The organism is Salinibacterium sp. (genome assembly GCF_031364185.1).
In the GTDB taxonomy this organism is placed as follows: Bacteria; Actinomycetota; Actinomycetes; order Actinomycetales; family Microbacteriaceae; genus Rhodoglobus.
The window spans coordinates 1-14,371 of the sequence record NZ_JANLVV010000273.1 but is presented as its reverse complement, the minus strand read 5'-3'; the positions used below and the strand labels follow the sequence as shown (position 1 = coordinate 14,371).

Annotated in this window: 11 protein-coding genes; 4 read left to right on the top strand and 7 right to left on the bottom strand. The window is 61.6% G+C overall.

Annotated elements, in window-relative coordinates; translation table 11 throughout:
• The first annotated feature begins 208 nt into the window (after nt 1-208).
• The gene (locus tag RMN95_RS12035) at nt 209-1,954 is read left to right on the top strand and encodes a glycoside hydrolase family 13 protein (RefSeq protein WP_309617151.1); all 1,746 of its coding nucleotides are present in this window, start codon (nt 209-211) and stop codon (nt 1,952-1,954) included.
• A 12-nt stretch (nt 1,955-1,966) separates the two neighbouring features.
• Here RMN95_RS12035 and RMN95_RS12030 read toward each other — a convergent pair whose 3' ends face one another.
• From RMN95_RS12030 to RMN95_RS12020, 3 genes are all read right to left on the bottom strand, one after another.
• Nucleotides 1,967-2,956: a M23 family metallopeptidase gene (locus RMN95_RS12030; protein ID WP_309617150.1), complete on the bottom strand. Its 990-nt coding sequence runs from the start codon at nt 2,954-2,956 to the stop codon at nt 1,967-1,969.
• Nucleotides 2,956-3,426, bottom strand: a complete 471-nt coding sequence (locus RMN95_RS12025) for a hypothetical protein (protein WP_309617149.1) — start codon at nt 3,424-3,426, stop codon at nt 2,956-2,958. Before RMN95_RS12025 ends, RMN95_RS12030 begins: the two co-directional genes overlap by 1 nt.
• Nucleotides 3,427-3,614: 188 nt before the next feature.
• Nucleotides 3,615-6,407, bottom strand: a complete 2,793-nt coding sequence (locus tag RMN95_RS12020) for a hypothetical protein (protein ID WP_309617148.1) — start codon at nt 6,405-6,407, stop codon at nt 3,615-3,617.
• A gap of 716 nt (nt 6,408-7,123) precedes the next feature.
• Between RMN95_RS12020 and RMN95_RS12015 the strand changes: the two genes are divergently transcribed.
• Nucleotides 7,124-7,906, top strand: a complete 783-nt coding sequence (locus tag RMN95_RS12015) for a CoA transferase subunit A (protein ID WP_397545290.1) — start codon at nt 7,124-7,126, stop codon at nt 7,904-7,906.
• Nucleotides 7,906-8,562 (top strand): CoA transferase subunit B, encoded by a 657-nt coding sequence (locus RMN95_RS12010; protein WP_309617146.1) that lies wholly within the window; start codon nt 7,906-7,908, stop codon nt 8,560-8,562. Before RMN95_RS12015 ends, RMN95_RS12010 begins: the two co-directional genes overlap by 1 nt.
• A gap of 74 nt (nt 8,563-8,636) precedes the next feature.
• On the opposite strand, the gene RMN95_RS12005 is transcribed toward RMN95_RS12010, so the two are convergent.
• The 3 genes from RMN95_RS12005 to RMN95_RS11995 form a co-directional block, all read right to left on the bottom strand.
• On the bottom strand, nt 8,637-9,584 hold the full coding sequence (locus RMN95_RS12005) for a carbohydrate ABC transporter permease (protein ID WP_309617145.1): 948 nt from the start codon (nt 9,582-9,584) through the stop codon (nt 8,637-8,639).
• Nucleotides 9,581-10,429: a sugar ABC transporter permease gene (locus RMN95_RS12000; protein ID WP_309617144.1), complete on the bottom strand. Its 849-nt coding sequence runs from the start codon at nt 10,427-10,429 to the stop codon at nt 9,581-9,583. Before RMN95_RS12000 ends, RMN95_RS12005 begins: the two co-directional genes overlap by 4 nt.
• A gap of 119 nt (nt 10,430-10,548) precedes the next feature.
• Nucleotides 10,549-11,838 carry an extracellular solute-binding protein gene (locus RMN95_RS11995; protein WP_309617143.1) on the bottom strand — a complete coding sequence of 430 codons (1,290 nt, stop codon included), beginning with the start codon at nt 11,836-11,838 and terminating at the stop codon, nt 10,549-10,551.
• A gap of 181 nt (nt 11,839-12,019) precedes the next feature.
• Between RMN95_RS11995 and RMN95_RS11990 the strand changes: the two genes are divergently transcribed.
• Nucleotides 12,020-12,769: an SDR family oxidoreductase gene (locus RMN95_RS11990; protein WP_309617142.1), complete on the top strand. Its 750-nt coding sequence runs from the start codon at nt 12,020-12,022 to the stop codon at nt 12,767-12,769.
• 1,343 nt (nt 12,770-14,112) lie between these two features.
• On the opposite strand, the gene RMN95_RS11985 is transcribed toward RMN95_RS11990, so the two are convergent.
• Nucleotides 14,113-14,371, bottom strand: a 259-nt coding sequence (locus RMN95_RS11985) for a hypothetical protein (protein WP_309617141.1), incomplete at its 5' end; no start/stop codon positions are given.

The window sequence follows — 14,371 nt, the reverse complement described above, 5'->3', positions numbered from 1 at the left end:
ATCCGCGCGCCCCTCCCGCTCCTGTGTGGCGGGAGAAAACCGCGCGCGGCGGGAGTCGCTACTCCCTCCGACGGTGAACAACTCCCGCCGCACCGGCAGTTTCTCCCGCCGCGCGGGCCGGGCGGCACGCCGTGGAGCGCGGGCGCCAGCGCGCGGCCTCCTCCGTGCAAGCGCTTGCACGTCGGCCTGCATGAAGTATCGTGATCGCATGACCCTCGAGAGTGCCCCGGACTTCACTGTGCCCGCCGACCGTCCTGTCACAGGCGAACAGGTCACCTCGCCGGGCTCCGAGTGGTGGCGCACCGCCGTCATTTATCAGATCTATCCTAGATCTTTCGCTGACTCTACCGGTGACGGCATCGGCGACCTGCCGGGCATCACCAGTCGCCTGCATTCCCTCGCCGAGCTCGGCGTCGATGCCGTGTGGCTCTCGCCGTTTTTCAGCTCTCCGCAAAAGGACGCAGGATACGACGTATCCGACTACTGCGATGTCGACCCCATGTTCGGGACTCTTGCCGACTTCGATACCCTCATGGCCACCGCCCACGATCTTGGGCTCAGAGTCATTGCCGATATGGTTCCGAACCACACCTCCGATCAGCACCGCTGGTTCCAGGAGGCTTTGGCGTCGTCGGAGGGATCCGCCGAGCGTGATCGCTACATGTTCCGCGACGGCAAGGGCCCGAACGGTGACATCGCCCCCAACAACTGGGAGTCGGTATTTGGCGGCCCGATGTGGCAGCGCATCACTAACCCCGACGGCACGCCCGGCCAGTGGTACCTGCACATTTTTGACGTGAGCCAGCCCGACCTGAACTGGGAAAACCCGTGGGTTCGCGAGCAGTTCTTCGACATCCTGCGCTTCTGGCTCGACCGCGGCGTCGACGGTTTCCGGGTGGATGTCGCGCACGGCATGATCAAGGAGGAGGGGCTTCCCGACTACACCCCGCCCATGGAGACGGCCAGCATGGGTGGCACCGCTGCTGCGGCTACCGACCTCGTTCCCGGCATCGCCGACGTGCCGCCTGACCCGCCGTATTGGGGGCATTCGGGCGTGCACGACATTTGGCGCGGCTGGAATGCCGTTCTCGCCGAATACCCCGGCGACCGCGTGATGGCCGCCGAGGCCTGGGTCGATCCACTCGAGAAAATGGCGCTGTGGGTGCGACCGGATGAGTTCAGCCAGGCCTTCAACTTCGGCTACATGTTCACCGAGTGGACAGCGCGTGACATGCGCAAGGTCGTCGACGACTCGATCGCCGCATTTGGCGCCGTCGGTGCCCCGAGCACCTGGGTGCTGTCGAACCACGATGTCGTCAGGCACGCGACCCGCCTGGCGTTGCATGCGGATGTTCCGCAGGGTTCCGGCATCGGGCCGAAGACGCCCGGAAAGCCCGACACCGCGTCCGGCCTCCGTCGCGCCCGCGCCGCGACGTCCCTCATGCTGTCACTTCCGGGTAGCGCCTACCTGTACCAGGGTGAAGAACTCGGCCTGCCCGAAGATATGGAGCTTCCCGACTCTGCCCGCCAGGATCCGACCTGGTTGCGCACGAATCACGAGAAGTATGGTCGTGATGGATGCCGCGTGCCGATCCCCTGGGAGGCCGATAAGCCGTCGTACGGCTTCGGCCCGTCGGGCAACAGCTGGTTGCCGCAGCCAGAGGATTGGGCGCCTTACGCTCGCGACGCGCAGGAGGGTCTCGCGGGCAGCACGCTCGAGTTGTACCGCACGGCTCTCGCACTGCGCTCCGAACACCGACTCGGCGCCGGCGCTGTGCAGTGGCTCGACGGCTACGGGCCCGATGTCATCGCGCTGCGCAATGGCCCCGTGACCGTCATCGTGAATCTCGGCAAGGTGGCCGTTGAGCTGCCGATCGGGGAGTTGCTGCTGGCCAGCGAAGACATCATCGGCGGGGCGTTACCGGCCGACACGGCGGTCTGGCTGCGCAGCTAACCGACTGCGCGGCTAGTTGTTTATCGCGTTCGCCTGAAGCCACTCGAATGGATCCACCGGCACGTCGTCGATGTAGATCTCGAAATGCAGGTGTGCGCCATACGAGATTCCGGTGTCACCCACCAACCCCAGAAAGTCACCCACCTTGATCTGCTGGCCGGCCACGATGGGGCTGGAGTTCATCGCCATGTGCGCGTAATTGCTCTTAATATTCACGCCGCCAAGATTGTGTTGGATGATGACGTGGTTGCCGTATCCGGAGTCGTCATAGCCCGACGACACGGCAACGCCGTCGGCGATCGCGTAAATAGGCGCGCCCTCGCCCGGCACGAAGTCGGTCCCTTTATGAAAGCCACTGGCGCGCGGACCAAATCCGTCGGTGATCGGCACGGTATATGGGAATGGCCAGCGCACAGCGCCACTGGTCACGCTGTAGGAGTAGTCGGATCCCGAATACTTCAATGCGAGCATCTCAGCGCCCGAGATAGCGTCGAAGCTGTCGCGCACCGTCGCTCCCGCGATTCCGCTGGCGGGGACGAGGAGGGTCTGACCGGAACTTCTCGCCGTCGCGACATTGGGGGCAGCGGCCGCACTCGCCTCGGTGCCGAGCACGTTGATCGGCACAGACGAGCCCACAAGCAGGGCGCCCGCGATGATCAGGGCGCCAAGTGAAACAAATTGTGATCCGATCGTCGTCGATCGCTTGGGCGAGGTGTGGGCCGAACGAACGGCCCGGCCCACTCGCACGGACGCACGTCGGTGAGCCAGGGTCTTTTTCGGCACGCTGGCGGCACGCCGACGGAGGCCGACCACGGCCTCCGCGGGAGGCTCGACCGGCGCGAGCGTCGTGGGCATGATGATGGTGTCAGGGTCAGGCGGGGCAGGGCTCACACCTCGGCCGGGGCGCGTCGCGGCAGCCGCGGCCTCACGCGCGCGGGCCTCACGACGCGTCAGCGTGGGCGGCAATTCGGCCAGCTGCCGTTCATCCTCGAACGTGGGCACTACGCAGAACCCATCCGGAGCGATGTCACGTGTGCAGAGAGGCCAGACCGCAGCGTTGCTCGCAGTGTCATGGCGTTGCTCCTCTGGCTCGAACGCGCAGGCAGCGCCGTATCGATTCTTCGGGTTGCGGATCGCGTGCCATCAGGCACGCAATGTAACGGGTAGGTAAAGGTTAGCCGCTTGGGCAGCCGATCGCGAACCCCCGTGTAGGTCACATACTGAATCATCTGGTCGCGCTCCCACACTGCGGTGGCACTGGCCTGCCCGATCGGGCGATCGCCGACATTGCTCACGGCTCGACCGATCTCGAGGTCGTCTCCCATGACTGCGGAGTGGATGGCTGCGGTCTCGGCGTGCTGCTGTCTGCTGGCCGCATCCGGCGCGGCGGTCTCAGAGGGCGGGATGCCTTGGCGGTACGCCTCGGATGGAACGGTCGCCGTGGCATCCCCCGCCAGAGAAAAGCGCACCATCGACACGCTGGATGCACAGCGGCAGTAAGTGCTTGCCCACGCCACCAGGGCCGACTTAGATCTCGGCTGCGGGCGATATGGCCCACTGAGCGGTGTTTGCAAACTCGTCGACGAACGCACCGTCGCGCTCACCGGAAGAGCCCGTATCACCACAAGCGTGCTGTGATCGCTGTCACGGGTGCCTGCGGCTACTGCTTGACGGTGAACGCGTCAACAGTGATAAGAGCAGCGCCATTGTTGACGATCTTGAGAGTGTGTTCCCCCGCCGTTAAGCCGGTGATGCTGTAGCCGATCTGCTGCGTTGGATACGGGCTGCCGCTCTTCGCCGGGGTGATTGCCCCCTGATCGACACCGTCGACATGTACCTGAACGGCCCCGGTGAAGGTGCTTGCCTGGGCGAGCCAGGCGATACCGCTGCCGGTGAAGGGCACGGTGACCGTCGCTCCGGCAGCACGGCTGTAGTGCACGTCATCCCCGAAGTCGCCATACCCGCGAGCGCTTGCGTAGGTCCACCCGGCTCCGCTGTAGATCACTGCCAGATCGGTGTCGTTACTGGTCTTGCGGTTGTTCTCGATGGTGAACGCGTCGACGGTGAAAAGCTTGGAGGTGATGTTCACAATTTTGAGATTATGAGACCCCGCCGCCAAGCCCGTGATGTTGTACTCGACCTGCTGAACTGGATAGGGGCTGCCGCTGGACTTCGGCGTGATGACACCCTGATCAACGCCGTCGACGTACACCTGGACTGGGCCGGTGAAGGAGCTTCTTTGGGCGAGCCACCCGATTCCGCTGCCTGTGAAGGCGTATTGGACGGTAGCGCCGGCCGAGTAGTTGTAGTGCAGGTCATCCCCGAAGTCGCCATACCCGCGCCCACTTGCGTAGGTCCAGCCGGAGCCCGAGTAAATGACTCCCGCGGCCCCGTCATTGACGGTTGTGCGTGGGCCCGACACCGTGAACGCGTCCACGGTAATCAGCGCAGCCCCGTTGTTGACAATCTTGAGCGTGTGGTTTCCTGCAGCCAGCCCGTTGATGCTGTAGCCAACGTGCCGGGTCGGATATGGGGCGCCGCTGGTCGGCGGTGTGATCGTGCCCTGGTCGACGCCATCCACGTAGACCTGAACCGGGCCAGTAAAGGTGCTCCGCTGGGTGAGCCAAGAGATCCCGCTGCCCGTGAAGGGAATGGTGACCGCTGCTCCGGCGGCGTTGCTGTACCGGAGGTCGTCGCCCACATCACCGTACCCACGATCCGGCGAATATGTCCATCCGTTTCCGCTGTAGCTGATGCCGTTGGTGGTGTCGTTGTAAGTGCGCTCCGATAGCAGGTATGCGAAGGCCGGTTCCAAACCAGCACCCGCCATAATCGTCTGCGCCTCCGCCGGGAAACTCGTCAGGTTGTCATAGTTGTTGTTGACGGTGTTCGACGGGTGGGGAACGCCTCTCGCAGTGCCCGAGGCATTGCTGTAGTTGAACTGGACGACGTTGTTTCGTGCCTCCACGGCGAAGCAGCACTGGATAAACCGAGACGCGCCGGTGCCGGTGTCGAGCACGTTGTTTTGCACGGTCCAATTCCCCGTAGTGGCGTCGAGATAGACGGCGCCGCCCCAGGTGATCTTCTCGTCGTGGAGGTAGTTGTATTTCATGACCGACGGGCTCGCCATCGCCATCTGGCTATACATCGCACCGCCGTCGGTAAGGACTCCCATGTCCTGGAAGATCTCGTTGTAGGTCACGGTCGCGTCCCCGCTGTACGACAGGCCCTCCCAGCCAAGATTGACGCTGATCGCGGTGTAAGGAAGCTGGCCTATCGCGTTATGGGTGATGGTCGTTCCGGTGGTGTAACCCACAAAGATTCCGACCGCCCCTCGGTACACCTGACCGGCGTAGGTGATCACGCTGTTCTTCACCGTGTTGCCGGTGACTTTGTCGCCGTCGGCGGGGAACCTGTCCGCCACGGTGACGCTGCCGATTTGCAGCGCGTTGCTGCCAATGTCAGTAAATGTGCTGCCCAGGATTGTGTTGTTCTTGCTCCCCAGGGTCAATTCGAGGCCCACTGACCCGAGGTGGGTAAACGTGTCTCCGGTGAAGTTCAGATTAGTCGAATGATCAAAAACGAGATTGCCCGCCGTCCGGGTGAGATTAGCCATCGGAACTTGAGTGTTGGCTCCGGTGATATGCCAGCCGGCCTGACCCTCCGCGTACCCACCACTGGTCGATGGTTCAAGCCAGGTCGCGTGCTCAAAAACCAACCGGGAAAACGTGATATTCGTCAAAGGCGCAGCGGCCGTCCCGGTGCCGCGCACAAGAGTTTCCAACACCGGCGCTTCGACGTCAGCCGAGGCGAGATCCTCATTAGCGCGAGGAACGTAAAACAGCGTCCCGGCACTTGACTTGAGGTAAAAAGTGCCAGGGTTGTTGAGCAATTCATACGCATTTTGCAGCCAGGAAACATTGAACTTTTCCTGAGGAATTCGGTCTCCCGAGTTGAAAACGAACGGCACCCCGGCGTTTGCGTAACAGGGTTGCGCAAGGGTGACGCTGGTGCCGGACGCCGCGGTGATCGGGCAGGACTTGTGCACCCACGTGTTCTCACTGACGACCTCGGTGCCCACGATGTCAGGCCAGGACGCCAGCGTCGAGTCTGGAGCCAGTAGTCCGGTTGATGTTGGTGTTCCCCAACCGGTGGGGTTGGACGGCCCACGGGCGATGTGGGCGCGCACCCCGTTGACATACAGTTCTCGAGTTCGAAGCGAGGTGCCAACCGGAGCACTCCAGATATTCTTCGCAGCATCGTAAAGAGTCCAGCCGGTGATTTTCTTGGCGCCACTGATCCGGGGAATCTCCCCTGAATAGGCCGTGTAGGTGACGCGGTAACCGTTTGTACCGGAGTCTCGTTCGCTATTCGAGAATGCCCAGGTCGACGACATCCGATAGGTGCCACCACGAAGCTGCACCACGATATCGCCGGTCATTGCTGCGGTCATGCTGCGCACAACAGTTTGCGCGGCCAGCAAACTGCACGGAGCGGAAATGGAGCAACCTGACGTCGCCGTTCCGGTGGGAGACGCGTATAGGGTGGCCTGCACTGCAGCGGTCGCCACTGACGAGCTGGCAAGGACGCCCCCGGCGACAAGGGCCGCCCCCAGTATCAGGGCGACGGGCCTGGTCGGATTCCATCGGCGCATCCTGCACTCCACAACCGGACCCCGCGGCGGCAATGTCCAGGAATCCTATATCGTCTTTGATAAGGCTCACTTTATAGGAGCTTCGGGGCTCATGTCAACGACTCGGCACACGCCCGAGTTCTCGCAAGATCAACCAGGGCGCTGGAGAATACGACTACACAACCCTGCTTAGCCTCGCTGCCGTGGCACTGGATCCTCGGATCGAAGGTCAAGAGCCTCGAAACACCTCGGAAGAGGTTCGATCTAGGGGAGCGCATGCGACATTCCGCGGAGATGCCGTCGCGGCGCTCGTCACCGGAGATGAGGCATCCTGCGCAACGAATTCGTCCACGCGGAAGTGATCACGAAATGATCGGGGTGATCAACGAGCACAACGTCTGGCTGACTATGCAGGACGACGTGAGACCTCAGGCTGACGTGTGGCGCCTGGACTCCCATGATCGATCTTCTGCGCTGCTTCGCCACCCTCACCCTGCTACTAGCCTGAGGGTGGCGAAGAACTGATGGGAGTCACCGTGGACAAGACCTTCGACTCGGCCGATCGGGCGATCGCCGACATTCCCCACGGCGCAACCCTCGCGGTCGGTGGCTTCGGCCTCGTCGGTGTGCCCATGACGCTCATCAGCGCCCTTCTTGCCCACGGCTCGACCGATCTCGAGGTCGTTTCCAATAACTGCGGAGTGGATGGCTGGGGTCTCGGCGTGCTACTGTCCGCGGGCCGCATCCGGCGCATTGTCGCCTCCTACATCGGTGAGAACAAAGAATTCGCGCGCCAATATCTCGCGGGAGAGATCGAGGTCGAGCTGACCCCGCAGGGCACCCTCGCCGAGCGGCTGCGCTGCGGTGGCGTCGGTATCCCGGCGTTCTACACTCCGACAGGGGTTGGCACGGTGGTCTCAGAGGGCGGGATGCCCTGGCGGTACGCCTCGGATGGAACCGTCGCCGTGGCATCCCCCGCCAAAGAAACACGCACCATCGAATCGCTCGATGCACCGCGGCAGTATGTGCTTGAACATGCCATCAGGGCCGATTTCGCGCTGGTTCGTGCGGCGAAAGGCGACCGGCACGGCAACCTTGTGTTCGAAAAGTCTGCGCGCAACTTCAACCCGCTGGCCGCGATGGCCGGGCGCATCACCATCGCCGAGGTGACCGAGCTCGTCGAGCCCGGTGAGCTTGACCCGGACCAGATTCACCTCCCAGGCATCTACGTTGATCGCATCGTGCAACTCACCGCCGATCAGGCTGGCGAGCTGCCCATCGAGAAGACCACGACACGTATTCGAGAGGAGCGAGGCTGATGGCGTGGACACGAGAACAAATGGCGGCGCGGGCTGCCACCGAACTGGTGGACGGTAGCTATGTCAACCTCGGCATTGGATTGCCGACGCTTATCCCTAACTGCCTGCCGGCCGGCATCACCGTTATCCTGCATTCCGAAAATGGAATATTGGGAGTTGGCCCGTACCCCTGGGAGGGTGAAGCCGACCCCACCCTCATCAACGCCGGCAAGGAAACCGTGACGGTTCTCGCCGGCGCTTCGTATTTCGATTCGGCTGCCAGTTTCGGGATGATCCGCGGTGGCCGCATCGCCACCGCGGTGCTCGGGGCGATGCAGGTTTCGGCTGCGGGTGATATCGCCAACTGGGCGGTGCCTGGCAAGCTCATTAAGGGCATGGGCGGAGCGATGGATCTCGTCTCCGGCGCCGAGCGAGTCATTGTGGTGATGGAGCACGTAGCCAAAGACGGCTCGGCCAAACTCGTCACCGAATGCACGCTCCCCCTCACCGGGAGGGCCTGCATCGACCGCATCATCACCGACCTGGCCGTGATCGATGTCACGGCGGATGGCCTGATCCTCAGGGAACTGGCCCCGGGGGTTACCGTCGCCGAGGTCGTTGCCGCCACGGAGGCACCACTTCGGGTCGATCTTGGGCCGCATACGAAAACAGAATGAACTCGGCGACGAACGCGAGAAAGTCATTCGCGCGGTGATCACCTGGCCGTCAATCACGGCCCGATGACTCGGTGTCAGCTCTTTACGGAGCCGGCAAGAACGCCCCGCACGAGAAGACGGGAAGACGCGAGGAAGACGATCAGGATGGGAATAGCAACGATCAACCCAGCCAGCGCGATCTCGGGTCGCGCAATGACGCTCTGCTGTGCCCCGTTGAGCGGATTCAGGGCCGGCGTCGAACTGAACAGTACGCCGAGTCCGACCGGAAGGGTGTAGTTAGCAGCCGTTCCGAGCAGGACATACGGAAGGAAGTAGTTGGCCCACGCCGCGCCGAAACTGAAGAAGGCGAGCATTCCCAGCAGGCCCTTCGAGAGCGGCAGCGCAATACTGAAGAACGTTGTGAACTCGCCGGCGCCATCCATCCGAGCGGCCTCGTAGACATCCTTTGGGATGGATGTCGTGAAATAGATGTAGGCAAGAAATACGCCGAACGGGTAGAACGAACTGGTGAGGATCACAGCCAACGGAGTGTCATACAGGCCCAGGTTCGAGATTTCGATGAACAGAGGAAGCACGAGAGCAACCGGAGGAATAATCATGGCGACCAGGGTCACAATCAAGAGAGTGCGCTTAAACGGGATCGCCGTCACGGCAAGTGCATAGCCGGCCAGAAGCGCGCTCACTGAGGAAATCACCACGATTGACGTTGTGTAGAGCACTGAGTTGACCACCCATTGCACGATCACGCCATCCTGAAAAGTAAGCAGGTTCCCCCAGGCCGCTCCGTAGTTGGCAAAGCTGCCGAACGAGAACGGGTTGTCATCATTGAGCTGGGTGGCCGTTTTTGACGGGGCGATCAAGAGCCAGATCATCGGGATGATGCTCAGCAACCCGTAGCCCAGGAGAGTGACCCACACCACCGTACGTCCGGCGGTGCCAGCGAGGCTGCGTTTCTGAGGCGCATGGCGCGAAGCATGAATTCGAGTAGCGACGGAAGGTGTGCGCACCGCGTTTGTTGTCATTTTTCTTTCACTCCCACACCGTCGAAGAAATCAGTTCTGAAAATAACCACGATCGCACCGATCACGCACACGAGAAGAAGCATGAGCGACAGAGCCGCCGCGCCTCCGAGGTTGTTTGACTGGAACGCAAAGCTATAGCTGAGCTGGTTCAGAGACCAATTGGATGCCAAGCCGGGATACACAGAGGAAGAGATCAGCTGAGGTTCCACAAACACCTGAAGCCCCGCAGCGAACACAAGAATGCCCATGTACACCAAATATTTCTGGATGAGCGGCAGCTTGACGTGCCAGGCCACTTGCCACGCGTTCGCACCGTCGATCCGAGCGGCCTCCAGGATGTCGTCTGGTACCGACTGCAGCGACCCATACTGCACCACTATCCAGTTGCCCGCTCCGGTGAAAAATGCCATCAGGGCAAAAATCCACGCCAGGTTGCCTGCGCGCCAGATCTCGACGCCCTGAGTGATGCCCATCGCTTGCAGGATCCCTTGGTACGGGCTGAGGGTCGGCTCAAGCAGGAAGTACCAGACCAACACCGCCGTTGCCCCGCTGAGCGAGGCCGGAACGATGTAGGTGAGGCGAAGAGGGAGGCTCCATCGCCCCTGCACGGTGTCGAGAAGCAGCGACATCAGTGCCACCACGATGAGCATGGATGGTACGTAAATAAGCAGGAATATGCCGACATTGCCGAGCGCGGGCAAGAAGCGAAAATCCTGCAGGGCGACGAGGTAGTTAAGAGGCCCGCCGCCAGGGTTCAACGTCGCAGCCTGAAGAGACGTCACGGCGGCGACCGCAATCGGGATGACACCGAACGCCACCAGAAGAACGAGGTACGGGGCGAACATTATCGACCCCGCGAAAAGGCTCTTCCGGTTTACTCGTGAACGTAACACTGCAGCCCTTTCGTTGGCAACACGCTGTGCGACGCCGGGGGGAATTGTGCCCCCCGGCGTCGCACATTCTGCTATTTGGTCTCTACCTTGTAACCGGATGCCGGCGCAAGCTGCTGCAAGCTACTCGCGAAGTTATCCACAGCGGCCTTGAGCGACTTTCCACCGTTGATGTCGGCCTGAAGCGTCGAGCCGATCTGTGCGACGAACGGAAGCCTCAGCGGCCGGTCGACCTGCGAGATGTTGTTCGCACCCGCGGCCATTGCCGGATAGACGTCTGCAGCATAGTACGGGTCAGCGGAGATACGAGCAGCCCATAGCTTGTTCGCCGGGCCGTAGGCCGGGAACGTTGGCGTCGTCTCGGCTGTTGCCATCGCATCTGACGTCGTCAGCCACACTGCCGCATCAGCAGCAGCCTGAGGGAACTTCGAGTGAGAGGAGACCGTAAAGACTCCACCACCCCAAGCCCCGGACTTGTTGTCATCGCCAGTGCCCCATGCGGGCATCGGCGCGTTGGCGATTTCGCCGGCGGGGACTCCCCATGACGCCTCAGGCTTGATGACGAAGTCGCCAAACCACGAAGGGCTGATGGTCATCGCGACCTTGTTCTGCTTCGCTACGTCAGCGATGAAGCCGGCGTCGAAACTTGAGCGGCTGTCAAGCACCTTGGCGTCGAGAAGCGGCTGAACCAGTTCAGCAACCCGTGTGCACTTCGGGTCACTAGACGCGATCCTCACCGTGTCGGCCTTTGGCAATTCGGCCAAGGGGCACTCGCTCGACTGCAGGAAGCCCGAGTAATAACCCTGGTCCCCAATGGCCCCGGCCGAGTAGCCGGTCCCGCTGAGCTTCATGGCGGTCTCAGCGAACTCCTTCATCGTGGTGGGCACGGTGAGGTTGAGCGATGCAAAGATCTTCGTGTTGTACCAGAGCACGGTATTGGCGAGGTCGTTCTTGAGGCAGTAATACTTACCATCGAACTTGCAGTCGCTGTTGCCCTCTCCGAATCCGTCAAAAATCTCCTGCGAAACAAGATCGGTGAGGTCGGCGGCGTAACCGTTGCTCACGTCGTGGTACTGCGCCGTGTCGGCAGCGGCGCCGAAAATCACGTCGGGCCAACCCTTTTTGGTGGTGTTCTGCAGTGCGATCTTGGTCTGGAAGTCAGCCTGGGCGACAACTTCGATCTTGATATCAACTTTATCGGCCATGAGTTTTTGATAGGCCTCAGCCTGAGGAACCCGTGGGGTGTCGACCCAGATGAGGAGCGATGGCTTCTCATCTGGCCCCGGCGTGGGCGGACTCGAGCACGCCGTGAGGGTGAGCGCCATTGCGGCCACCGCAGCGATCCCGACAACTAGTCGTTTCATTGGTTTTCCTCTCGTACCAAACAAGGAACGATAGAAAGCCTCTTCGCTCCACTGAAAAACATACTACACGATTGCTATCTATCCTATATGATCTTGACACAATCGAGTAACGGTCCCCGTCGGCTCGACTGGCTAGGTCCATGAAGGCCAGACCCACCTCAGGATTGCGAGCACACACACTATGTCTGCACAACTTACCGGCCGGACGGCGGTCGTCTCGGGTGCCGGATCTGGAATTGGCCTCGCCACCGCTCAGAAATTGGCCGGTCTTGGCGCGCATGTTTTTGGACTAGATCTGAGCGCTGGAGACATGGGCGGAGTTGCCGAGTGGATCAAATGCGACGTCGGGTCCTCCGAGTCCGTTGATGCCGCCTTCGATCTCATAGGAGAGTCCACCGAGGTGGTCGACATTCTCGTCAACAACGCGGGAATCGGGGCCGTCGGTTCGGTCGAGGATGCCACGGACGAGGAGTGGGCTTCCGTGCTCAACGTTAACGTGGTCGGAATTAGCCGTGTCAGTCGGGCCGCCCTCCCTTTCCTTCGGCGCAGCGATGCGGGAGCAATCGTCAACACGTGCTCCATTGCCGCAACGGTCGGCCTGCCCAAGCGCGCTGCGTACTCGGCAAGCAAGGGCGCTGTCCAGTCGCTAACTCGAGCAATGGCCGCAGATCTGATCCACGAAGGCATTCGTGTTAACTGCGTGAATCCCGGCACAGCAGACACTCCCTGGGTTGCTCGACTGCTGGAGAAGGCCTCCGATCCCGTGGCGGAACGCGCTGCGCTGGAACAAAGGCAACCTAGTGGCCGACTGGTGACCGCCGATGAGGTCGCAAGCGCAATTTGCTTCCTCGCGAGCCCGGACCAGCGGTCGACGACCGGGTCAGTGCTCGCAGTAGACGGCGGGATGGACGGCCTCCGGGTCACCCCGTAGCCGTGCGCGTCACGCAGGCACGGGCATCCATTCATCTGGATGCTTCGGATCATGCCGAGCGTAGTCACACCGTTGTCCGGAACGATATGTGAGTGCGTAAGCGGCCGGCTGGCCAGAACTTCGGCACACCGCAGCGACTGATGCTGGTAGACGGCACAGTCAAAAGATCAAGGTCACCACCTTACCCATCGGCGTTGACGGACCTGCCCGTGAACGATGTGTGACATATCAGGCCTATTGCGGCAGTGTTTGCTCACACCCTGCGGCTCGCGCGGAAGTGCCACTTCAAGTGGATAGAGGGCTTCGACCGAGGCCGACACCGCGCCCGGCTCCCGCACAAGGGGATCGTCACCAACACCCCGCCCTAGCCGGAATCTCACGGGGCACGTCGTCGCTCGACGGCCGGGCCGCTGTGGCCACCCTGATGGCCGCGGTCACGGCGGAGCTGCCGGGCATCTGTCCTATCCAACGCGACCCCGACACGGCTTTTGCCCCCAAGGCACCAGTTGTGCCAAGGATTCGCCAGGGCACTGATGCCGAGCGGGTGGGGTTCAGCCGCGGACAGTCGGTCAGGGCCGTCGAAACTCCAGAACTTACGTTGATTCGTCTTGGCGAGGTAAGCACTGGAGTCTCGAGACCGTCAAGCGACAGAGTTCCAACATCCTGCGTCTTAACCTGACGGCGCACAAGCGACGCTCCACGCGGCATGGTCCACTCACCCGATTTCAGACTGCTATTTGGCGATCCAGTGGATCCCGTGGATGGCGAGGCAGCGAGGAATCCACGCGTGACAGCGAGACGCTCGATGGGACCGCAGAACAGGAATGGCAAAGCCGGCAAGACGAGGAGATGCCGTCCCTCGATGACACAGCGTGGCTTAGGGCAGACGTCATAGTCGGCGCTTCGTCTCAATATTTAACCACGATGGTGGCATAGAGGTGCTCATCACCCCGATGAATTTCGTGGCATGCGAGGGATTCGAACTCTAAATCCAGCCGCACGAACGGTGGGCTTACATCAAGAATTCGTTCACTTTCAAATATTTATGCAACAGCCGACCGCGGGCCCGATAGTCATCTCAAGGAGTTGTGGGGTTTCTGTGGGGAAATCGCAGCCCTAACACTGTCGCCGATGTCTTGGTACGTCGCATCGTGTATCAAACCGGGTCAGGCTCTATCTATGAACGATGATCCGAGACATCACATCGAGTTGCAGGGACGGCTTGAACCCGCGACCCACGACCCTCGACCCACGCTCCACGAGGTTGCGAGCCCAACCCGATTTCCAGCGAGCACCCGATCGCCCCGCTAACGCCGGCGATAGGGCGCGTGTCTCAGTGGCTATTAGTCCGCGGCTGTTGGTCCGCGTAATTCCTCGATGCGTGCGCGGGAGGGTGCCCCGGTTCCCTTGGCGATAGCGGTGAGTTCGGCGGCGATGATGTATTCCGGGATGCCGGCGAGGGCGAGGTAGATGCGGTACCAGCTCATGAGGTACTCGTTGTCTGGTTCCTGTTCGATGTCGAACATGCGGTAGTGGCCGAGGTCGACGGGCCAGTTGCCCCACAAGGGGTAGGCGATGGATGCGAGTTGATGCTCGCGCGCC

Bases quoted from the DNA above. Each gene is read 5' to 3' on its own strand.
- RMN95_RS11990 (WP_309617142.1), top strand. From the start codon at position 12,020: ATGTCTGCACAACTTACCGGCCGGACGGCGGTCGTCTCGGGTGCCGGA.
- RMN95_RS11995 (WP_309617143.1), bottom strand. From the start codon at position 11,838: ATGAAACGACTAGTTGTCGGGATCGCTGCGGTGGCCGCAATGGCGCTC.
- RMN95_RS12000 (WP_309617144.1), bottom strand. From the start codon at position 10,429: ATGTTCGCCCCGTACCTCGTTCTTCTGGTGGCGTTCGGTGTCATCCCG.
- RMN95_RS12035 (WP_309617151.1), top strand. From the start codon at position 209: ATGACCCTCGAGAGTGCCCCGGACTTCACTGTGCCCGCCGACCGTCCT.
- RMN95_RS12025 (WP_309617149.1), bottom strand. From the start codon at position 3,426: ATGGTGCGCTTTTCTCTGGCGGGGGATGCCACGGCGACCGTTCCATCC.
- RMN95_RS12010 (WP_309617146.1), top strand. From the start codon at position 7,906: ATGGCGTGGACACGAGAACAAATGGCGGCGCGGGCTGCCACCGAACTG.
- RMN95_RS12020 (WP_309617148.1), bottom strand. From the start codon at position 6,407: ATGACCGCAGCAATGACCGGCGATATCGTGGTGCAGCTTCGTGGTGGC.
- RMN95_RS12005 (WP_309617145.1), bottom strand. From the start codon at position 9,584: ATGACAACAAACGCGGTGCGCACACCTTCCGTCGCTACTCGAATTCAT.